The 20,120-nt window shown below is 50.5% G+C and carries 22 protein-coding genes; 11 read left to right on the forward strand and 11 right to left on the reverse strand.

All coding sequences use genetic code 11. The features are described 5' to 3' along the window. Positions 1 to 19: 19 nt before the first annotated feature. The 4 genes from PG722_RS09980 to PG722_RS09990 all read left to right on the forward strand — a co-directional run bounded on the left by PG722_RS09980 (position 20) and on the right by PG722_RS09990 (position 3,179). Positions 20 to 823 (forward strand): zinc-ribbon domain-containing protein, encoded by an 804-nt coding sequence (locus tag PG722_RS09980; protein ID WP_270580448.1) that lies wholly within the window; start codon positions 20 to 22, stop codon positions 821 to 823. Beyond that, positions 824 to 1,072: a zinc-ribbon domain-containing protein gene (locus tag PG722_RS14225; protein ID WP_442867844.1), complete on the forward strand. Its 249-nt coding sequence runs from the start codon at positions 824 to 826 to the stop codon at positions 1,070 to 1,072. It abuts the gene before it with no gap. 280 nt (positions 1,073 to 1,352) lie between these two features. Beyond that, the gene (locus PG722_RS09985; protein ID WP_270580449.1) at positions 1,353 to 2,543 is read left to right on the forward strand and encodes an AfsR/SARP family transcriptional regulator; all 1,191 of its coding nucleotides are present in this window, start codon (positions 1,353 to 1,355) and stop codon (positions 2,541 to 2,543) included. A 57-nt stretch (positions 2,544 to 2,600) separates the two neighbouring features. Beyond that, the gene (locus tag PG722_RS09990) at positions 2,601 to 3,179 is read left to right on the forward strand and encodes a flavin reductase family protein (RefSeq protein WP_117490031.1); all 579 of its coding nucleotides are present in this window, start codon (positions 2,601 to 2,603) and stop codon (positions 3,177 to 3,179) included. A gap of 392 nt (positions 3,180 to 3,571) precedes the next feature. Here the strand turns inward: PG722_RS09990 and nagA are convergent, their stop codons facing one another. From nagA to PG722_RS10030, 8 genes are all read right to left on the reverse strand, one after another. Then, the gene (gene nagA, locus PG722_RS09995) at positions 3,572 to 4,684 is read right to left on the reverse strand and encodes an N-acetylglucosamine-6-phosphate deacetylase (RefSeq protein ID WP_270580450.1); all 1,113 of its coding nucleotides are present in this window, start codon (positions 4,682 to 4,684) and stop codon (positions 3,572 to 3,574) included. Positions 4,685 to 4,699: 15 nt separating this feature from the next. Further along, positions 4,700 to 5,437 carry a glucosamine-6-phosphate deaminase gene (gene nagB, locus PG722_RS10000; RefSeq protein ID WP_270580451.1) on the reverse strand — a complete coding sequence of 246 codons (738 nt, stop codon included), beginning with the start codon at positions 5,435 to 5,437 and terminating at the stop codon, positions 4,700 to 4,702. 118 nt (positions 5,438 to 5,555) lie between these two features. Continuing rightward, the gene (locus PG722_RS10005; RefSeq protein WP_270580452.1) at positions 5,556 to 7,040 is read right to left on the reverse strand and encodes a PTS transporter subunit EIIC; all 1,485 of its coding nucleotides are present in this window, start codon (positions 7,038 to 7,040) and stop codon (positions 5,556 to 5,558) included. A 123-nt stretch (positions 7,041 to 7,163) separates the two neighbouring features. After that, on the reverse strand, positions 7,164 to 7,421 hold the full coding sequence (locus PG722_RS10010) for an HPr family phosphocarrier protein (RefSeq protein WP_118730010.1): 258 nt from the start codon (positions 7,419 to 7,421) through the stop codon (positions 7,164 to 7,166). 21 nt (positions 7,422 to 7,442) lie between these two features. Further along, positions 7,443 to 7,937, reverse strand: a complete 495-nt coding sequence (locus PG722_RS10015) for a PTS sugar transporter subunit IIA (RefSeq protein ID WP_118730009.1) — start codon at positions 7,935 to 7,937, stop codon at positions 7,443 to 7,445. 370 nt (positions 7,938 to 8,307) lie between these two features. Next, complete coding sequence (gene licT / locus PG722_RS10020; protein WP_118730008.1) at positions 8,308 to 9,153, reverse strand: BglG family transcription antiterminator LicT; 846 nt, start codon at positions 9,151 to 9,153, stop codon at positions 8,308 to 8,310. Then, entirely contained in the window at positions 9,150 to 9,920 is a 771-nt protein-coding gene (locus tag PG722_RS10025; protein ID WP_118730007.1) for a copper homeostasis protein CutC, read from the reverse strand. Before PG722_RS10025 ends, licT begins: the two co-directional genes overlap by 4 nt. 133 nt (positions 9,921 to 10,053) lie before the next feature. Next, on the reverse strand, positions 10,054 to 10,209 hold the full coding sequence (locus tag PG722_RS10030; protein ID WP_158578359.1) for a hypothetical protein: 156 nt from the start codon (positions 10,207 to 10,209) through the stop codon (positions 10,054 to 10,056). Between the two features lie 253 nt (positions 10,210 to 10,462). On the opposite strand from PG722_RS10030, the gene rfbD reads away from it, so the two are divergent. Together rfbD and PG722_RS10040 are read left to right on the forward strand one after the other, a co-directional pair. Beyond that, the gene (gene rfbD / locus PG722_RS10035; protein WP_118730006.1) at positions 10,463 to 11,326 is read left to right on the forward strand and encodes a dTDP-4-dehydrorhamnose reductase; all 864 of its coding nucleotides are present in this window, start codon (positions 10,463 to 10,465) and stop codon (positions 11,324 to 11,326) included. Beyond that, positions 11,323 to 12,597, forward strand: a complete 1,275-nt coding sequence (locus tag PG722_RS10040; RefSeq protein ID WP_270580453.1) for a dicarboxylate/amino acid:cation symporter — start codon at positions 11,323 to 11,325, stop codon at positions 12,595 to 12,597. The genes rfbD and PG722_RS10040 overlap by 4 nt, the downstream gene beginning before the upstream one ends. A gap of 299 nt (positions 12,598 to 12,896) precedes the next feature. Here the strand turns inward: PG722_RS10040 and PG722_RS10045 are convergent, their stop codons facing one another. The 3 genes from PG722_RS10045 to PG722_RS10055 all read right to left on the reverse strand — a co-directional run bounded on the left by PG722_RS10045 (position 12,897) and on the right by PG722_RS10055 (position 16,831). Beyond that, a complete protein-coding gene (locus PG722_RS10045; protein ID WP_270580454.1) occupies positions 12,897 to 14,282 on the reverse strand; it encodes a tyrosine-type recombinase/integrase in 1,386 nt (461 codons plus the stop codon). Positions 14,283 to 14,289: 7 nt separating this feature from the next. Then, a complete protein-coding gene (locus PG722_RS10050; protein ID WP_270580455.1) occupies positions 14,290 to 14,892 on the reverse strand; it encodes a helix-turn-helix domain-containing protein in 603 nt (200 codons plus the stop codon). An 802-nt stretch (positions 14,893 to 15,694) separates the two neighbouring features. After that, positions 15,695 to 16,831 carry a hypothetical protein gene (locus PG722_RS10055; RefSeq protein ID WP_270580456.1) on the reverse strand — a complete coding sequence of 379 codons (1,137 nt, stop codon included), beginning with the start codon at positions 16,829 to 16,831 and terminating at the stop codon, positions 15,695 to 15,697. A gap of 608 nt (positions 16,832 to 17,439) precedes the next feature. Here PG722_RS10055 and PG722_RS10060 point away from each other — a divergent pair. The 5 genes from PG722_RS10060 (at position 17,440) to PG722_RS10080 (ending at position 20,103) form a co-directional block, all read left to right on the forward strand. After that, complete coding sequence (locus PG722_RS10060) at positions 17,440 to 17,832, forward strand: hypothetical protein (protein WP_270580457.1); 393 nt, start codon at positions 17,440 to 17,442, stop codon at positions 17,830 to 17,832. A gap of 152 nt (positions 17,833 to 17,984) precedes the next feature. After that, on the forward strand, positions 17,985 to 18,308 hold the full coding sequence (locus PG722_RS10065) for a hypothetical protein (RefSeq protein WP_270580458.1): 324 nt from the start codon (positions 17,985 to 17,987) through the stop codon (positions 18,306 to 18,308). Positions 18,309 to 18,321: 13 nt separating this feature from the next. Beyond that, positions 18,322 to 18,633, forward strand: coding sequence for a hypothetical protein (locus PG722_RS10070; protein ID WP_270580459.1), 312 nt, complete (start codon positions 18,322 to 18,324; stop codon positions 18,631 to 18,633). Positions 18,634 to 18,655: 22 nt separating this feature from the next. Continuing rightward, on the forward strand, positions 18,656 to 19,006 hold the full coding sequence (locus tag PG722_RS10075; protein ID WP_270580460.1) for a hypothetical protein: 351 nt from the start codon (positions 18,656 to 18,658) through the stop codon (positions 19,004 to 19,006). A 68-nt stretch (positions 19,007 to 19,074) separates the two neighbouring features. Next, complete coding sequence (locus PG722_RS10080) at positions 19,075 to 20,103, forward strand: hypothetical protein (RefSeq protein WP_270580461.1); 1,029 nt, start codon at positions 19,075 to 19,077, stop codon at positions 20,101 to 20,103. Positions 20,104 to 20,120 lie beyond the last annotated feature (17 nt).

The raw sequence follows: 20,120 nt of genomic DNA on the forward strand, positions 1-20,120 counted from the left end.
TCGGAAAGGGGTTTTTCAGTTGAAAATTGAGAATATGGATATTTTTTTGCCTGAACACAAATTGGTGCTGGAACATGATGGGCACTATTATCACAGCAGTCTGGCGGCCAGAGAGAGGGCAGAACGGAAAGACCGCGCCCTGCGAGAGGCGGGATATCAGGTGCTTCGAATCTGTGACAGCCGGGAGCTGGCTGAGCCGGTTGTATTGCAGAAGACGAAAATTCTGTATCGGTCTGATGAGCAGGACAGGCATCTTGACCAAATGATCGCCTCTGTATTTTGCTATCTTGATTTACAGCCGCTCGATTTTCATCACCGGCGGGATCAATATGCAATGAATCAAATGTATTTTCATGAGCGAAAGAAACGCACTCTGGCGGTAGAATATCCTGCAATCGCGTTGGAGTGGAGCACCCGCAACGCCGACAAGCCTGATACTGTATTCAGCGGTTCACCTCGAAAAGTTTGGTGGCACTGTCCAAAATGTCAGCAGGAGTATCAAGCAACGATCGCTAACAGGACCAAGCGCCGTTCCAACTGTCCGTTCTGTGCCAATCTTCAGGCGTATGAGAAAAACTGCCTGGCAGTGCTCCGGCCGGAAATTGCCGCGGAGTGGCATTCTGCGTTAAATTCCCCTCTGACACCTTATGATGTAGTGCCCGGCTCTGAAAAAAAAGTATACTGGATCTGTTCGGAAGGACATGTTTGGAAAGCAGCCATCTGTTCCCGCACCAATTCCCGAAAAAGCAGATGCCCCATCTGTCATCCGAGAACTGGGACGCGATGCGGCTTGGTGAGGCCGCCGGAGCCTGCGCTTATTTGAATCTGGCACCCCACAAAGAATTTGACGCTTTTGCCCAGTGAGATAGCAGGGCAATCCAATAAGAAATTGGGGTGGAAATGTGAAAAGGCCATGAGTGGCAATGCGAGAAGGGACATGTCTGACAGAGTTCCATCAGCAAGCGGATTCGCGGGGATGGCTGTCCATATTGTTCCGGTCGGCGTCCAAGCAGAGCGTATTGTCTGCAAGCCTGCTACCCTGCCCTTGCTCCTATCCGTACAGAGAAATTGAACATTCAATAAAGAACGTGCGTTCTTTTTAGTGCAAATCATGCTGCATTTTCGTATTTTCCTCAGAATCAATCCATATACTATGTTATTTTATGCGCTCGCTTCTCAATGGCAGTTCTCCCTCAAATCTGCGGCTGCACCTGCAGAAACCCCTCTGTTCCCTGTTCTCCGGTTTGCATTTTTGCCAGTTTCGTGGTATATTTTTAATATATGCCGTATGACTTTGTAATCGGTCATGCGCGTCAATCTGCGAACACATCATACAAAGGTGGGGAGCAAAGATGAACGGACCTACATTACAAGTGCAGATGCTCGGGCAGTTTACCCTTCGATACGGCGACCGCACCATTTCCGACAGCGACGACCGTTCCCGCCGGGTATGGTCACTGTTGGCCTATATGCTGTATAACCACGGCCGCTCGTTCGCCCAGGAGGAGCTGATCCATCTATACTGGAGCAACGGCGAGAAAAGCGCGGATCCCGGAAATGCGCTCAAATCAATCTTTCACCGCATTCGTACCGCGCTGGACAAACTGCAGCCGGGACTTGGCCGCCTGCTCATCCGCCGCAAAGCAGGACGATACTTCTGGAACAACGTTATACCGCTTTCTCTCGATATTGAAGACTTTGAGGCGCATTTTCATGCCGCCGAAGCTGCCGAAGACGACGATGTCCGTCTGGCAGAGTATCAGGCTGCACTGGCACTGTATGCCGGCGATCCGCTGCCGCGCATGACCGATGAAATCTGGACCATTCCAATCGTGGCCTACTATCACAGCCTGTACACCCGTGCGGCAGCCGGGGCGATCGAACTGCTTGAAAAGCAGGAATGCACCGCCGAAGCCGTTGCGCTGTGCCATCAGGCGATTCATATTGAGCCGTATCAGGAGGACCTGTATGAGCACCTCATGCGTGGTCTGCTCCGCACCGGCGATATGAAGGGCACTATGTCGGTCTACGAGGAAATGAGCGAGCTGCTGTTTGCGCATTTCGGCGTTATGCCGTCCGAGACGCTGCGCACACTGTATCGTCAGGCAACACGCACCGTAAACGACCGCACACTGACCATGGACGAGGTTTGCTCTCAGCTTGCGGAGCCCGCGCCGCACGGCGGCGCCATGGTATGCGAATACGACTTTTTCAAGATCCTGTACCGTGCCGAAGCCCGTTCGATCGCGCGAAACGGCCATTCAGCGAATATCTGCCTGCTGTCGGTCTCCGGCAAGGACGGCGAAATGCTTGCACGCCGCAGTCTGGACCCCGCAATGAACAATCTGCAAGTGCTTGTCCAGAACAATCTGCGCCGCGGCGATGTGATCGCTCGATGCAGCATTTCGCAGTATATCATCCTGCTGCCGCAGGCGAATTACGAAAACAGCCGCATGGTTGCCGACCGACTGGTAAGCGCGTTTTACCGTCGGTATCCGCACTCGCCTGCACGGCTCCGCTATACGGTGCAGCCGCTGGCATAACCAGACTTTCAAAACAACTGCGTGCCGTCTATCCCACGCACAATAAAGGAGATAAACATGGGTAAACAAAGCTGGAAGCCCGGCAACATGCTCAATCCCGTTCCGGCGGTAATGGTCAGCGTTGCCGATGAAGCGCACCGTCCCAACATCATCACGGTAGCGTGGGCCGGTACGATCTGCACCAACCCGCCGATGGTGTCAATTTCGGTCCGTCCGTCACGATATTCTTACGATATTATCGAGAAAACCGGTGAATTTGTCATCAATCTCACCACCGAAAAGCTGGCGCGCGCGTGCGACTACTGCGGCGTTGTCAGCGGCCGTGATGTGGATAAATTTGCAAAAACCGGTCTGACGCCCATGCCGGTCGAGCATGTCAGCGCACCCGCTATCGCGGAAAGCCCGGTCAACATCGCCTGCCGCGTCACCGAGAGCCGCGCACTCGGCAGCCATACCATGTTCATCGCCGAGGTGGTCGGCGTGACGGTTGATGACGAATATCTGGACGAAAACGACCGGTTCCATATCAACGATGCGAACCTTATCATGTACTCCCACGGCGAGTATTTTGCGCTCGGCAAGTATCTCGGCAAGTTCGGATACAGCGTGCAGAAGAAAAAAAAGAGAAAGAAGTAAGGCGTTTTCAACTGCATACTATTGGCTGAAATATCAAATCGGAATTTGGAAAGGGGTGCACTGCCCTGCTGAGAAAATTGAATTGTTTTTTAAACATCGTTATTAGTTCATTCATAGGAGTTTTTATTGGGTACGGAATTTATAAGTTCTGGCACTTTAAAACTTATCCAAATTTATATGTCATGCAGTCTGCACCGTGGTACACAGAGTTACTGTTGGATGGTGCCATGGTGGTCGTTGTGGTGGTCGTATGTATTATTCTAAAGCTGATTATTTGGAAAAAGTTAAAGCCATAACTTCCAGTTTTCCGCACCATGCAACCCAAAACAACGCAAAACCGGCATCTTCCGATGCCGGTTTCTTTTCATTTCATTTCTTTATCAAATTGCTGTTCAGCCCAGCATTCTGCCGCGCAGCAGAATCGTGTGAATGTTCAGCTCCTCATCCAGCAGGAGCACATTCGCCAGCTTGCCCGGCTCGAGCGAGCCGTAATCGTGCTCAACGCCGATAGCGCGCGCCGGATTGGTGGACGCGGAATGAATCGCCTGACCGAGCGGAACACCCATTTTAACAGCCGAGCGCACGCAGTCCATCAGGTTGGTTGCGGAACCCGCAATTGTGCCGTCGTGCAGGGTGGCAAGGTTGCCGCGCACGGTAACCGCCTGTCCGCCGAGCGAATACTCGCCGTCATCCAGTCCGGTCGCCATCATGCTGTCCGAGATCAGGATAACACGGTTCTCAAACAGCCGGAAGGTCGCGCGAACGACCGACGGATGCACATGCACGCCGTCCGCGATGAGTTCAACCGCCACGTTATCGTTGTCAAAGGCCGCACCGATGACGCCCGGTGCCCGATGAGAAAACGGCGGCATGGCGTTGTACAGGTGGGTCACCTGCCGGGCTCCGTGCTTGAAGGCTTCGCAGGCGGTGTCGTAATCCGCTGTCGTGTGCGCAATCGAGATACGCACCTCGCCTGCCAGCTCGTCGATTGTCTCCATCGAACCGGGCAGCTCGGGTGCCAGATCGCACAGCTTGAACAGACCGCCGGCTTTTTCCTGCACCCGGCGGAACATGGCCGCGTCCGGCGCATGCAGATAAGCGCCGTTCTGCGCACCCTTTTTCGCCTCGGAAATGAACGGGCCTTCCATGTTGATGCCCACAAGCGCCGCGTCATTACTCTCCGCCTGATAGGTTGCGGCGGCTTCGGCAATCTGTGTCAGCTTGTCCTCCGGATAGGTCATAGTCGCCGGACAGATGGCGGCCACGCCGATCTGTGCCTGATACTTTGCCAGTGTGGAGATAGCCTCATGCGTGCCGTCGCAGAAATCGCGGCCCATGCAGCCGTGAAAATGCAGATCGACCAGTCCAGGCACGGCGTACAGACCGCCCATATCCACCGCATCCGCGCTCACCTCTGCGGATGCAATCCGGTCGCCCGAGATGGACAGTCCGCCGGTTTTGAACGTGCCGTCCGGCTGATATACCCTCAAATTGCTAAATTCCATAACTTCTCTTCCTTTTTAGAGCAAATCGCCGCACTTAGACAGTGCCGCCTCGTCCGCTACGATGGAAACATCGGTGTGCAGCTGCAGGATGGATGCCGGAACCTGAGGTGTTACCGGGCCGAAGAACGCTTCGCGGACGGTCTCTGCCTTGTTTTCACCGGAAACCACCAGCACGATGCGCCGTGCCAGCATGATGGTCTGCACACCCATGGTATAGGCCTGCCGCGGCACGTCATCCGCCGACGCGAAAAAGCGCTTGTTGGCCTCGATGGTGGACTCGGTCAGGTTCACGCAATGCGTGCCCTTGGAGAAATACTCGTCCGGCTCATTGAAGCCGATGTGTCCGTTCAGACCCATGCCGAGCAGCTGCAGGTCAATGCCGCCCGCCGCCTTGATGGCCGCATCATAGCGCTTGCACTCCCGCTCGGCGTCAAGCTGCGCGCCGTCCGGCAGATTGATGCGCTTTGCCGGCACATTCACCGCGTCGAAGAAGTTTTTGTGCATGAAATAGTGATAGCTCTGTTCGTGATCGGGTGTCAGGCCGCGGTATTCGTCCAGATTGAAGGTCGTGCAGCCGCCGAAATCCACATCACCCTTGTTATACCATTTAATCAGCTGCTCGTAAATGCCGATCGGCGAAGAACCGGTCGCCAGACCGAGTACGGAATCCGGTTTGAGAATAACCTGTGCCGAAATGATGTTGGCTGCCTTGCGGCTCATGTCGTTATAATCCTTAGCGCGAATGATTTTCATGGAATACCTCTTTCTTCTGTCTCCGGAAATAGAAAGGGCAGGCAATGTGCCCGCCCTTTCCATTGCGCGGAGCGCAATTTCGTGATATGCAAACAAGATAGGTTTGGTTGCGTAGATTTTACAGCATCTTTGCCATTTCGTCGGCTACGAACTGGACCTTGGTGCCAATGATAACCTGAACTGCGGTCTGCGACGGACGCATTACGCCAGCCACGCCTGCAGCCTTGATCTTCTTCTCGTTGACGAGCGTGCCGTCCTTGACTTCCAGACGCAGACGGGTAATGCAGTTATCCAGAGATTCTACATTTTCCTTGCCGCCCAGACCTTCGAGGACTGCAGCTGCGATTGCGGTGAAGTCGTTATTTGCCAGCTTGGCATTCTTGTCAACCTCTGCGAAGTCGGCTTCTTCATCCTCACGGCCCGGGGTCTTGAGGTTGAACTTGGTGATCGCAAAGTAGAATACCAGATAGAATACAACGAATGCTGCGATACCCAGCGGGATGATCATCAGCGTGTTGTTCGCTGCCGGCAGGAAGGACGAGAATACGAGGTCGGTCGCGCCTGCCGAGAAGCAGAAGCCTGCACGGAAGCCAACATAGTAGGTGATGATGGTGAAAATACCGTACAGAGCTGCATAAACAACATACAGCGGGAAGCACAGGAACATGAAGCCGAACTCAAACGGCTCGGTAACGCCGCAGATGAATGCACAGATGGCAGCGGACAGGACCAGACCGATAGCAGCCTTCTTGTTCTTGGCAGCCTTGATCATAGCAAGAGCCGCACCGGCAATACCGAACATCATGCAGGGGAAGAAGCCGGACATATACATGCCGAGGCTCCAGGTAACGCCGTTCTGACCGGTAATGTCGCCGGCCCAGTAGTGGGACAGATCGCCCAGACCGATGGTATCGAACCAGAATACGTTGTTGAGTGCGTGGTGCAGGCCGGTCGGAATGAGCAGACGGTTAAGGAATGCATAGATGCCGGCGCCGATGCCCTCCATGCCGATGATGCCTTCGCCAACAGCTACCAGAGCGCTGAAGATGACCGGCCATACGAACAGCAGAACAACGGATACGAGAATGGAAACCAGACCGGTTACGATGGCAACGCAGCGCTTGCCGCTGAAGAATGCCAGCCAGTCCGGAAGTTTCGCGTTTTTGAAGCGGTTGTAGCACGCAGAACCAATGATGCCTGCGATGATCGCGATAAAGACGTTCTCGATCTTATCGAACGCGAGCGTCTTGACCTGATCGTCTGCGATTGCGGGCATCAGCGTAGTAACAACGCCGGTGCTCAGCAGGTTGGTCATCATCAGCCAGGATACCAGACCGGCCAGTGCCGAGGTACCCTCGCGGTCGTCGGATAGTCCGACTGCAACACCGATGACAAACAGCCATGCCATATTGTCAATCAGCGCGCCGCCTGCCTTTATCAACAGGAAGCCAATGTTATACAGTGCACCGCTCGTGGCCGCACCCGGCACGCCCATAACGCCCGGAGCGATCGCGTAGCCGAGACCCATCAGGATACCGCAGATCGGCAGCGCAGCTACCGGCAGCATCAAAGCCTTGCCCAGCTTTTGCAGTTTTTTCATCATAAGAGTTTCCCCTCCTTATTTTGTGGACCGCCGAAGCGGCCGATTGTGTTGACGGATGGGAGAGCCGAACTCCGTTTCCGTCCCCCTATTTCATCGCCGTTCACACCCAGCGAAATGAAATCCTTACAAATTACTCTCGAGGAACGCCTGCATTGCAGCTGCAGCGGTCTCCTCGTCCTCACCCTCGATGGTAAGCTTTACGGTATCGCCGCCCTTAACGCCGAGTCCCATCACGCCCATGATGCGCTTGGCATCGACTTCCTTTTTCGGGCTGGCGATCATGATTTTCGAGGCAAACTTGCCTGCCTCCTTGACCAGCAGTCCGGCCGGTCGAGCGTGGATACCCAGTGCATCCGTAATCGTATATTCAATGGTCTTCATCTCAGAATTACTTCCTTTCCGTTACTTGGTTTCCAGGTGCAGCAGTACGTCGCCTGCAGAAACCGTTTCTCCTGCCACGGATTTTACGTCCTTGAACGTATCCGGATTGCAGATTAAAACCGGCGTTACGATCTTGTAGCCTTCGGCCTTGATGGCCTCCGGGTCAAATTCGATCAGCGTGTCGCCCTTCCTGACCTGATCACCGGCCTTGCAGCAGGCCTTGTAATGCCTGCCCTCCAGCTGTACGGTGTCGATGCCAACGTGGATGAGCAGCTCTGCACCGCCCGCCGTGGTCAGCGATACCGCGTGACCGGTCTCAAACATCACATCCACCGTGCCGTCCGCCGGAGCAACAATGCGTCCTTCGGTCGGCTCGATTGCAATGCCCGGACCGAGAATGCCCTGTGCGAACGTGGGATCGGGTACGTCCTCCAGTGCTACCACCTTGCCGGCAACCGGCGCCGTTATCTCGATGCCGCTGTCGCCGCCAAACAGATTTTTCAGTTTACCAAACATTTAGCTCACAACCTTTTTGATTCGGCAATACCGCATGGTTGAACACGAGTGATTTGCGCGTAAATTGTGCGGTGTTGCCTTAAGTATGCCTGTTTTGTCCGAAAACATACAGAAAATAAAAAGAACCAAACTTCTGCACAGATACAACTTGCCCTTTGATGGCAATTCCTGCGAGAAATCTGGTTTTGCCCGCCGAAGCGGTAACAATCCATTTCAAACGGATACTGTTTACTTGTTAATTGCAGTATAACAAACTTTTCTCACCTTGGCAAGAGCAACCTGTCGAATTAGTTGCCAAATTTTCGCGTTGTTTTTCTGCACTTTGCACAAAAAACAAGTCCGCACTGCTTGTGCAGTACGGACTCCGTGATTACTTTTTATCATCAATGTGCTCCATCACACGGGCGATGTGAATGGTGAGATACAGCAGCTCATTCTGTCCGGAGTGGAAATTTTTCTCCCTCTGGACGTACACGCGAATCTTGTCCGCACAGGCATACGCCTTCGGGTACTTGAACCGCACCACATCGAGCAGATCGCTGTCCTCATCGCCGTAGCCTTCTCCGCTGACGATACGCCGTGCGTAGAACTTGAGGTGCGTGACAAACCGGTAGTAATTGAGCGATTCATCATCCGGACGGAAACCGTATTCATCGTAAACGATGCGGAAAACCGCCTGCAGCAGATAGGTCATGTCGTAAATATCGCGGATTTCACCACCGAGCTGTGCATTGACAAAGTGCAGCGCGATAAACGCTGCCTCATCATCCGTGAACTCCACGCCGGTCTCCTCCTTGACGATCTCATTCGCCTTGAGACCCACGCGGAATTCGTCCTTGTACAGCTGCCGGATGTCCCACAGCAGCGGATTGGGCAGTACAATGCCCTCCTTATAGCGGTTGACGGCCGCCGAGATATGATCGGGCAGCGTAACGTAAATGCTGTCCGACAGCTCCTTGCCGAGCGCGATCTTCGCATGGTTGATAATGCGTTCGCTCATCAGGAAATGCGGCAGCGGAATGCTTGTTATCAGCTGCTGGAACCGGTCGAAAAGCTGATCCGAGTGCAGCGTGAACCGCTTTTCCACCTTGTCCGGCGGTGCTTCGTCACCTGCGCGGCGGCCGAAGCCCAGACCGCGCCCCATAAGCACAGTCTCCGCACCGTTTTCATCCAGCGCGACCACAACATTGTTGTTAAGTACCTTTTCTATTTTCACGTCCGCGCCTCCTGACCCGCACCGCAGCACGCATCAAACGCTTCACGCGCCGCACGGACTGCATTTTCGTCGCACTGCCACAAACTGAATTCGCTCAGTCCGGGCAGCCCCATCGGCACATTTTCGCGCCGGAACTGCATTCTGCTGTTTTCCACCCGCTTTGCGGAAAGATGGAAGGCATTCGCGCCTGTTTTCGGCTGCAAATCGCGGATAACATCGGCGTTTACGCCTGCACCGACCAGAATCTGCACGTCCTCTCCTGCTTTTGCAACCAGCGCGCGCAGTAAATCCGCGCCTGCGGTGCAGTCCGCCTGCTGCCCTGAGGTCAAAATGGTATCCACACCCAGCCGCTTTGCGGTTTCCAGTGCCGCAAACGGATCGCGGCAGACATCGAACGCACGGTGCAGCGTCACACCGCAGCCGCCTGCAAGCGCGATCAGCTTTTCCATGCGCGCCTCGTCAAGATCGCCCTCGGGTGTGAGCACGCCGATGACAATGCCGTCCGCGCCGAGCGCGGCAAAGCGCTTCACCTGACGGCAGAGCAGCTCAAATTCGCTTTCCGTATACAAAAAATCGCCGCAGCGCGGACGCAGCAGCACACGAACCGGTACGGAAACCCGTTCCCGCACCATGCGGAACAGATCCTCATCCGGCGAAGTACCGCCGATCATTAAATTTGCGCATAACTCCAGCCGCATAGCACCGCCGCGCTCCGCGCTTACCGCAGACTCGACCGAGTGGGCACAAACCTCCAGAACCGGTTTCATTTCCTGCTCCTCCTTCGAGACAAAATAACGCTTGGCAAATTATGTGATTCAATCCACACTGTTATCCGTTAATTATATCACCGAAAACCGCATAGGTCAACGCAGGTTTTTACAGCATTCTGCACAATAAAAATCAGATGTTTTCATATAAAATAAACCACCTCCCCGCTTCGTATGCAGAGAGGTGATTTGCAGTATTTTCCGCATAATGGCGGCTGATCTCGACCATGCCGCGGATACCGTCGATCGGTGTACGGACATCATAGCGCTGACAGATATTTGCGTCCATATTCCCAAAAAATTCTCCGCGCTTTTGGCTGTTTCTTTTCTTCGGCTGAGCTGTCTTGTCAGTTTGTATAAAAATGCAAGCAAGTTTTGCACAAATCGGATAGTTTGCAGGAATTCGAGCATACTTATGCAAATAGACCGCATATTTTGTTGTTTTTTTAACAATTTTGTGCTATACTGAATATACAGCCCATAAAATGGGTAATGCGCGCCGGAGCAGTTCCGCTGCACCGGGCCGACAGGAGAGGTGTTTTATGAACAGTATTACAACCCGCGTTTGGATCGCGGGAGCAAGCGGCAGACTGGGTTCCGCGCTTAGTCATCGTTTCGGCGGCAACACAGCATATAAGCTGGTAACCAGCGACCGCGATGTACCGGTTGAGGATGTATCCGTTGTCGGCCGTTTCGCCGATATTAACCATCCGGATGTCATCATTAACTGTGCCGGCCTGACCGACGTGCAGGCCTGCGAGGAGAACCCCGAAGAAGCGTATAAGATCAACGCCATCGGCGCCCGCAATCTGGCGACCGCTGCAAGACGCATCGACGCAAAATTCATTCAGATCTCGACCGATGACGTATTCGGCGGCGACGAGGACAAGGCTTTCTGTGAGTTCGACGATCCCCATCCGACCACGATGTACGGCAAGAGCAAGTACGCCGGTGAAAAGCTCGTGCGCGAACTGACCGACAAGCATGTTATCGTGCGTTCGTCGTGGCTGTACGGCGTCGGCTCGTACGACTTTGTTGACCGCGTGCTCGATACGGCGGCAAAGGAAGGCGCGGTCCATCTGCCGGAGGACGAGATTTCCTCCCCGACCTCGGCGAAAGCGCTCGCCGGCTTTATCGACTGCCTGATGCACAGCCGCGAGTACGGCCTGTTTCACGCATCGTGCGACGGCTCGTGCTCCCGTGCAGAGTACGCCCGCGAAATTCTGCGTCTCGCCGGCAAGGAAAATGTGCCAGTCACCTCGGCCTCCGAGAACACTGCGCTGCGTCCGCGCTTTACGCTGTTGGATAACATGATGCTGCGTATCACTGGTTTGTATCAAATGCCGGACTGGCATGACGCGCTGAGCGAATACATGGCCCACCGGAAGACGGGAGTAAATAAATGAATGAAGTAAAAGAGAAAAAGAAACTCGGTCTGACTACAAAGATCTTCATCTCGCTGATCGCCGGTGCGATTGTCGGCATTGCGCTCAATATGTTTGCAGCTGATGTGGATTTTGTGCAGAACGTGCTGGTAAACGGCGTATTTTATGTTGTTGGTCAAGGCTTTATCCGCCTGATGCAGATGCTGGTCGTACCGCTGGTATTCTGCTCGCTGATCTGCGGCGCTACTGCCATCGGCGACAGTAAAACGCTCGGCAAGGTCGGCGTAAAAATCATCGGCTTCTACATTTTCACCACGATGATGGCAGTTGCCGTTGCACTCGGCATCGGTCTGCTGATCAAGCCGGGCATGGGCTTGGATATGTCGCAGATCCAGACCGCCGAAGTCACCGCTTCTTCGGATTCGGTCAGCTTTGCGGAAACCCTGCTGAACATCATCCCGAAAAACCCGATCGGCGCACTGGCCAACGGCGAAATGCTGCAGGTTATCGTGTTTGCGCTCATCATCGGCGTTATCCTCGCCAAGCTGCAGGATAAGACCCAGCTGGTAACGAACTTCTTCCAGCAGGGCAACGATATTATGATGGAAATGACCATGATGGTCATGGGTCTGGCTCCCATTGGTGTATTCTGCCTGATCTCTAAGACCTTTGCCGGTCTCGGTTTCTCCGCCATGGTGCCAATGTTCAAGTACATGGGCGCGGTGCTGCTGGCGCTGTTCATCCAGTGCTGCGGCATATACCAGATTCTGCTGGCGCTGCTTACGAGACTCAATCCGCTGCGTTTCCTCAAGAAATTCGCTCCGGTTATGGGCTTTGCGTTCTCGACCGCAACCTCTAACGCCACTATCCCGATGAATATCGACACGCTGGAGGAAAAAATCGGCGTCAACCGCCGTATTTCGTCCTTCACCATCCCGCTCGGCGCGACCATCAACATGGATGGTACGTCCATCATGCAGGGCGTTGCCGTTGTATTCGTTGCACAGGCGTTCGGCATCCAGCTGACCCCTGCGGATTATCTGACCGTTATTGCGACCGCAACGCTCGCCTCCATCGGTACCGCAGGCGTGCCGTCGGTTGGTCTGGTTACGTTGGCAATGGTATTCGATTCGGTCGGTCTGCCGGTTGCCGGAATCGGTCTGATCATGGGTATCGACCGTATCCTCGATATGGCGCGTACTGCCGTTAATATCACCGGCGACGCTGTCTGCACCACGATCGTGGCGCATCAGGACGGCGCACTGGATAAGTCTGTATTTAACAAAAATTAAATCAAACTAACAGGAAAAACCCCGTATTTCGTAAGAAATACGGGGTTTTTCTGGTGCCGCCAGCCGGAATCGAACCGGCACGGGTTTAACTCCGGGGGATTTTAAGTTTTCTGATGGCGGTGAAAAGTGTATTATTTTGTCCTCAAAACATGGTTATAAGTGCAATATTTTCTGTAAAATGTGATTTTTGCTAACATCTAAAACCATCTGTTTTGGTATGGATAAGCACCAAATAAGCACCAAATCCAAGCACCAAAAAAGACGTTCCGAAGAACGTCTTTTTGTGAGAATACTTCTTTTTATGAAGCAGATTTTTGATCGTCTGTTTTGTGGAGCAGTGTTTGCATAATATCGGCGCTCTCGTCCTCCACGGAACGAATGGCATGGATATAAGTATTCATGGTCGTTTGCATCGTCGAGTGTCCCAGATGGCTTGCGAGTGCCGAGGCGTTGATACCTGCGTAAGCAAGCAGACTTGCATGTGTATGTCGCATAGAATGGAGGCAGGAGTCAGCGAGATTATTTTTCTTTACAAAAGCATGATACCATTTCGAGGCGGTATCCGGGTGCAAGCGCCCACCAAACTCGGTGGTAAAAATACGACCGCTGTCAATCCACTGATCGCCCAATGCTAACCGTTGCTTATCTTGATCTTCTCTGTACTCTTTTAACAATGCAAGCATATCTTCGCTCAGTTTAATGGTGCGGCGCGATTTAGCGGTTTTCGTATCGTCGGTGATAACGCCTTTACTCTTGATAGCGACCGATGTACGCGCTACTGAGATTGTGCTGTGTTTCCAGTTGATGTCACGCCATTCAAAGCCGCATAACTCTCCGCGGCGGCATCCTGTGTTTAGTGCCAATAAAATAAATGTCCGCCTTTTTATCGGCAGATTGTTTGCAGCTTCGATAAGTTCCATAACCTGTTCTTCATCCAAAACTCGTGCTTCTTTGTGCTCGGCTTTGGGTGTTTCTACTCGGTCGCATGGATTAGAAAATATAACCTGCCATTCGACCGCTGTTGCCAATATTGATGAAATCGCCCGATGATAATGCTGCACTGTGTTACCGCTTAACTTACCACTTTCCGGGATTACGAATACCTCATCGACGGGAAGTTCGAGGACTTCGGCAATCTTTTCTGCGTTTTTCTTCATTAAACCACTGCCGTGTGCAGCCTTGGAAATCTGTACTGTGCTAACGCCGCTCTGACGCGAAATCTCTGACTGCGTTAAGTTACGCTCTTTCAGCAATTCACTCCAGTTGTCACGAAGATACATAATCAGATTTTTCTTAGCACCATCCGATTTGAGTTTTTTATAAAATGCGGTTAAATCGGCTGGCTTGATCTTGCCAATCCTACGGCTACCAAGTTCTTCGTTAATGCGCGGCATCAACTTTTGATACCCTTGCACTGTGCTTGGACGCAGATTTTCCTCGGCATACTCAGCAAACCATTTTTCTGCAAAGTCTATGAACTTGATATTACCATCAAGAACCTGACCGTTTCTGCACTGTTCCTCAAAAAGAATGGCCTGTCGGTTAAGTTCCTTTCCAATTTGCCGTGCCGTCATGCCGGGCGTTGGTATCCAAGTCATATGATGCCTTATCTGCTTGCCGTTAATATCATAGCCGCATGACACCGAAATCTTATAGGTGCTACCACGCTTCTTGATAGCTGCCATAGCCGCCTCACTCCTTATTTAGAATCCACGCTTTATGCCAGTAAGTCGGGCGTTTAATAACTTTAGCATTGTTAATAATCCGATGTGTTAAAAAATCTGCATAGCTATTGACGCACTCTTTCAAGTTGTGAAATTGTTCCCAAGTCATTTCGTAGCATTTCTGCGTTTGGGTATCTCGTATCCAGATTTGATCGGGTTCATCTTTTTCTTGCGTATATATACGCTGCAAACTATTTTTCAGAGGATGCTCGTTGAGCACCTGTGACGTTTCAACTGAATAACCGAGTAACGCAAGTATGTCCACAACAGGTTCAACGGTATAAGAAACTAACCCATCGGATTTTTCCTCTTGCAGTACATCATCCTCTACGTCTGAACCCATAAAATCTCCGACTGTGGTATTCAGACCTTTCGCAAGCAATTCCAGCTTGGTGTTAGGAATTTTTTTGATTTTTCCTGCCTCGTATCGTTGCAATGTTGCTGCACTTATATCGGTTCGATCGCTGAGTTCTTGATAGGTTAGTCCAAGCTCGGTCCGCCGTTGCTTTAGTCGCGCCGAAAATTCTTCAATCGGCATATTATCCCATGTAGTATATGTTTTCCATCCCAATCTAATCAACTCCTCTTTTCATTTACAGTATACCGCTGCATTGAGATAATTGCAATATTTATTTCTCGTTTTTATTGTTTTGTATTGACTCCACAAGGTTCCCGTAGTATGATAGTAGTCGGGATGTGATTTGTTGCGTAGAACCGCGAAATTAGGAGGTTAATACATGGCGAAAAACATTGATATGAGGATGTGACGCTATTTTGTCTAATTTACCGCGGATGCGATTTCCGAAACAGGCAGTAGAAGAACTTCGACGAATTGACCCCGACACACCGATTAAAGTCGGTTATGTACGAAAGTTGGTAAGAACCGGCGCAATTCCGTCCGTTCCTATTGGCAATCGCCGCTTACTCAACTTAGATGTTCTGATTGACTACCTTGCAAACCCGCCCGCTTGATGTTATCAAGCAAATCGTTCCAGAGAGTCCCCATACGGGGACTCTTTTTCTATGCCTACCTCCCGAATTTAGGCAATAAAAAAGGAGCTTGACCCTGCATCCAATGTGCAGCTCAAACTCACAAAAAAGATTCGATATAGAATTGTGCTGTTATGCCGTAAACCGCTTTTCCTTCGCCATTTAGACGATCACTCCTTTCTTTTATTGTTTTCCATGATTTCTTTACTGCAATCAATGGCATCACGCTCCTTTTGTCTATTATGCTTCTATTCTACATCTATTATTTGTTTTCGTCAACATAAAATAGAACAATTGTTCTGTTTTATGTTTTGGCATTTTTCTTTTTCATAAAAAAAGCGAGTCGCATTACGCGACTCGCTTCCATTAATATAATTTACCAATTACCGAATGCTCAAATCAATACGCATTCTCGTTGGATTAGCGTCTCGAACATCAGAGCTGTCTATATCTGCGCCATAGATATCATAGGTTTTACCATCAATTACCGTTTTCATGCTAGTAAACTCAATAGATGTACCAATTACGCTAAATACATCTTCACCTGCCAATGTTTTCTTGTAAAGACTTTCCGGCATCTTAAGTTCGAAAGAACCCTCCCCATTAATAGATAAAGTCATTGCCGTCAAACCGCTTTTACTAAGCCGAGAATCAGTTACTGTAATTTGCATCGGAAATCCACCAAGAATTCCTTTTTTACCAGCATTCGAACATTCAGTATAATAATGAATTGTTTTAGTAATGATCTTTTCTCCACAAGTATCGAGCAGATTCTGGTACTCTGCGCTGTAGCGGCCATACGAGGGATAAAACCAATACATTGGGTCATCCGCCAATCCCATATTAACACTTTTAATGCCCTTATCGTCCGCCTGTCTCAAATCCGTATCGCGCGGACCCACATCATCCCTCCGCGTGCCAGTTGTCGGCTTCGACGGAGTGGTAGGCTGTGTCGGAGTCGTCGGCTGTTCCGGAGTGGTGGGGGTGGTGGGTTCGGTCGGAGTCGTAGCAGAATCCTCATCGCCATACCCCACGGTCGTCAAGATATCTACGCGCTTGGTCGCATTGTCATACTTAACGCCGATATCCATGTCCTTACACAGATCACGGAGCTTGTAGTAGTTATTATCAGAGATCGTGTAGCCGGTGTATGCCGCCTTGGTGCCATCCTTAAATACGAGCGCCTTAGACTCGGTTGCAGATTTAGTCGCGTTCGAAGGCAGCGCCAGTTCCCCACCGACAACGGTGTAAGCCTTGTTGGTCGTCAAGTCGATGCGCTTCCCCGCCTGATTCCAGCTTACCTCGAACTGTTTGGCACTGCCGTTCACCATCGCTGCGATGTCACGCAGCTTGAAATAGTTGTTGCTGTTGATCATGTACGCTGCGCCGTTGACCTGCTTACCGTCCACATAGATGCTGTTGCCAGTCGGTGTAGCCGTCGCGGTATTGGCCGCACCTGCACACGCCATCATCAGCGCGGACAGACCGGCCGCAATGGCTATTGTTCTTTTCTTTCTCATTGTTTTTCCTCCCTTTGGAAATCTTTGAGTCCATTATAAGCCTCGATATTAGTCGTGTCAATTTTTGTTTTATGTGTTTATTCTGTTTTGAAATTGAAAGTGCACTTTCAATTTTGTCGTTACTTGTTTCTCACCGAAAAGTGTTGACAATCGACCTTAATTACGTTATTATACTTGTATAGTATCGAGTTTCCGACTGAAAAAGTCGCGTTGTTTTTGAGTTAACGCCGAACATATCGGCACAGTTTAGTATAAGTATGCCCTTATGGCGTAAAATTTGAGATTGTACCAATCATAATGATTGCGTTTTTCAGACACGGTTCATTCACCGTGTCTTTTTGTATCCATTTTTAAGGAGTTAAAACAGAAATCCCAGCGGAACGGGCAGTTTTTATCGCAATGCCCCAAATCTTTTAATCGAGGAGGTGGTCATGTGGAAACTTTCCCCCAGCAAACCCCGCGCCTGCCCCTGCACCTGTCCCCGCGCCCGTTCGTATCCACCCTGACCCCTGCTTGTTCCGCTCGGATTTTTGTTCGTTGGTTTGTTCGCTATATCTTTAAGCGCTAATTACGTTTAAAGGTCGATTCTGTTATTGAATAACAGAATTTTGGACGAATTTAACCGTTATAATAGAGAGAATAATACCAATCTTCGCTGTTCAGCATTGTTGATTGCGTTAAATCAGATTATCAATAAAAATAATCTGACTATTCAGAATTTTTGTACCAGAACACTACTTTCCGAACATCCATTTAAGACCATTGTTAGCTATGCTTCAGAATCTTTTCAGTTTAAAACTCTTGCGGCTATTTTCATTGCTGTTGGGCTTTCGCTGGAAGAAGCAGATAACCTATTCCATGAAGCTGGTTACTTTCTGAACAATTCCGTAACTCATCGTATTGTTCGTTTTTCGCTTGAAAATCACTTGTCGATTGACGAGGCCGATGATTTGCTCTATGCGAAAACGCACCAGCATTTCTACAAAGCAAAGAAAAATTGATATGTCCCGATTTTACACGAGGCGGCCATTGGTCGCCTCTTTTCTTTTGTCCGTAAAAAGGAACTTCCGAAGTTCCACGCTAAGTTTTTTGCTGATTTACAATATATGTGTAAACAAAAGCCCCCGAAATAGTAGGAGGAGGTGAAAAAATAATGCATACTCAAATCCAAGGCGGCCTGCACTATAAAATCGCGTTCAAAGCGGATGTCCTGTTGCTGGCAACCGTGTATTTCGCAATTTTCAACGAAGTTGCAGAAGTCGTCCGCATCGAAGTCGGTGATAAGGTTACGACCCCTGAGCAAGTCAAAGAGATTGTTCACGAAATCGACCTTTTCCTGACCGAAAGCGGTGCGACAGTCGCATATGTCCACGCAGATAACTTTGCGGATGCACTGGTCGATGAGTTCGTTTTTGCCGGTTACGACGAAGATTGGACTCAAAGCAGCAATGTCATGTATAAATTTTTGAAAGAATAAGGAGGAACACCCTATGTTAAAGCTCAATCAACTGAGGATTGATCCTTATCTGACCGTTGGCGACCATTTTCGCTTTTTAGAGGCTAAGACCGCCTATGTCTACGAAAAAGGCGAAGCCACCAGTAAGGTTAAGGGCTACCGTTGCAAGCTCGCAATGGTCGATCGGAGCTATGACACTTTTTTTGTTACCGTGCCGACCGCGCCCGAAATCCCCGTGGACACCCCTGTTCGCGTGACGGATTTAGAGATCAAGGCTTTTGTCATTGATGGCAAGCCGCGCATCTCTGCCAAGGCCACCGCCATCGAGCCCACCAAAGATGCGTAACCTGTCGAAAGGAGGTGATTTTTTGAAAAAGTATCCTGTTGCTGCCCGTGCTTGGATTGTAACCATCAACAATCCCGAAAACTATGGTTACAGTGATTGTCCGTGTGTTCTTTGCGAACAACTTCGCGCCCAGTGGCTTTCCGAGCGCCCGTCGCGCTCTGGTGTCTGGATGTTCTGCGTGTCAGACGATGGCGTTCCTCATGTTCATATGGTATTGATTGACACCGTGCCGTTTCGCGACCGCCACATCTACGATTACGTCCCTGCGGACTCTGCTGTCCCGTTGGCTACATCGCACGATATTGTAAGTGATGTAGAGCACTTTGTTCGTCATATTCTCGACAAGGAAACCGTTTTGGTGATTGTTCACTAAACCCCATTGCATCCGGGCTGCGCCCCTCACGGGATGCAGCCCTTATTTTCAACAAAAGGAGGGGTTATATGGGAAATAGTGTCACCAAATCATGGTTTGCTGTGCTCAATAATCCACAGGAACATGGTTACTTCGGCACACCGCAAGAAATCTGTGAGCAGCTAAGGGACGAGTGGGTAGGTACCAGCACGACACGAACCGGCGCATGGGCCTATTGCATTTCGGCGCTCGGTCTTCATCATATTCATATGGTTCTCGAGGACGCCGTTGCTATGCGTTTCAGTGTCATCAAAAAAACCTATGCGTGTGGTATGCACTTTGAGGCCACCAAAGGCACGAAAAAACAGGCCGAGGACTACATCCACAAGCGCTCTCCATTTGACGAAAAAGGTGAGCAGGTCTTATGCATAGTGAAAGCTGGCGAGATTAAAGGCCGAAGTGCAAATCGTAGTGATCTGGCCGAGATTGAGGCTCTGCTGAAAGAGGGTTACACGCCCTCAGACATTATGGCATCCAACCTTAATTTTCGCCGCTATGATAGGATGATACGCGATGCATTTTTCGACCAGCGTTTCAAGTCAACACCGCCCATTCGTCCAGTCACAGTGCATTGGATTTGCGGCGAGTCGGGAGCAGGCAAAACATATCATTACGTTACTTTATGTAATGATAAGGGCGAGGATAATATCTATCTCGTTTCCGATTTAAAGCATGGTGCTTTTGATAAATACTGTGCTGAAGAAATTTTATTTCTCGACGAATTAAAGCCCGATAGCATTTCATATTCCGAACTTCTATCGCTGTTAGACGGTTATAAAAAGCAAATTTCCGCAAGATATACCAACTCGTTCGCATTATGGAGCGATGTTTATATTACGAGTGTCTATTCTCCTGAGCAGCTTTATGCGGAACTTGTCCCATACCATAAACGCGGTACTGACACTTATGAACAACTACGCCGCCGTATCAGTGAAATTGTCTATTGCTATTTCGATGCCGACCACAAACGAAAGTTTGTATGTGTAAGCAGTGATTTTTATAATGATATATCCTCGTTAAGAGCATCGTTAGAAGATAACACCCATCATTCGTTTTAAATAGAGGTGGCCGGTAG

It is taken from the genome of Butyricicoccus sp. OF27-2pH9A (genome assembly GCF_027693185.1).
Classification (GTDB): domain Bacteria; phylum Bacillota; class Clostridia; order Oscillospirales; family Butyricicoccaceae; genus Agathobaculum; species Agathobaculum butyriciproducens.

Bases quoted from the DNA above. Each gene is read 5' to 3' on its own strand.
- PG722_RS09985 (WP_270580449.1), top strand. From the start codon at position 1,353: ATGAACGGACCTACATTACAAGTGCAGATGCTCGGGCAGTTTACCCTT.
- PG722_RS09990 (WP_117490031.1), top strand. From the start codon at position 2,601: ATGGGTAAACAAAGCTGGAAGCCCGGCAACATGCTCAATCCCGTTCCG.
- nagA (WP_270580450.1), bottom strand. From the start codon at position 4,684: ATGGAATTTAGCAATTTGAGGGTATATCAGCCGGACGGCACGTTCAAA.
- nagB (WP_270580451.1), bottom strand. From the start codon at position 5,437: ATGAAAATCATTCGCGCTAAGGATTATAACGACATGAGCCGCAAGGCA.
- PG722_RS10005 (WP_270580452.1), bottom strand. From the start codon at position 7,040: ATGATGAAAAAACTGCAAAAGCTGGGCAAGGCTTTGATGCTGCCGGTA.
- PG722_RS10010 (WP_118730010.1), bottom strand. From the start codon at position 7,421: ATGAAGACCATTGAATATACGATTACGGATGCACTGGGTATCCACGCT.
- PG722_RS10015 (WP_118730009.1), bottom strand. From the start codon at position 7,937: ATGTTTGGTAAACTGAAAAATCTGTTTGGCGGCGACAGCGGCATCGAG.
- PG722_RS10025 (WP_118730007.1), bottom strand. From the start codon at position 9,920: ATGAAACCGGTTCTGGAGGTTTGTGCCCACTCGGTCGAGTCTGCGGTA.
- PG722_RS10030 (WP_158578359.1), bottom strand. From the start codon at position 10,209: ATGGACGCAAATATCTGTCAGCGCTATGATGTCCGTACACCGATCGAC.
- rfbD (WP_118730006.1), top strand. From the start codon at position 10,463: ATGAACAGTATTACAACCCGCGTTTGGATCGCGGGAGCAAGCGGCAGA.
- PG722_RS10040 (WP_270580453.1), top strand. From the start codon at position 11,323: ATGAATGAAGTAAAAGAGAAAAAGAAACTCGGTCTGACTACAAAGATC.
- PG722_RS10045 (WP_270580454.1), bottom strand. From the start codon at position 14,282: ATGGCAGCTATCAAGAAGCGTGGTAGCACCTATAAGATTTCGGTGTCA.
- PG722_RS10055 (WP_270580456.1), bottom strand. From the start codon at position 16,831: ATGAGAAAGAAAAGAACAATAGCCATTGCGGCCGGTCTGTCCGCGCTG.
- PG722_RS10065 (WP_270580458.1), top strand. From the start codon at position 17,985: ATGCATACTCAAATCCAAGGCGGCCTGCACTATAAAATCGCGTTCAAA.
- PG722_RS10070 (WP_270580459.1), top strand. From the start codon at position 18,322: ATGTTAAAGCTCAATCAACTGAGGATTGATCCTTATCTGACCGTTGGC.
- PG722_RS10080 (WP_270580461.1), top strand. From the start codon at position 19,075: ATGGGAAATAGTGTCACCAAATCATGGTTTGCTGTGCTCAATAATCCA.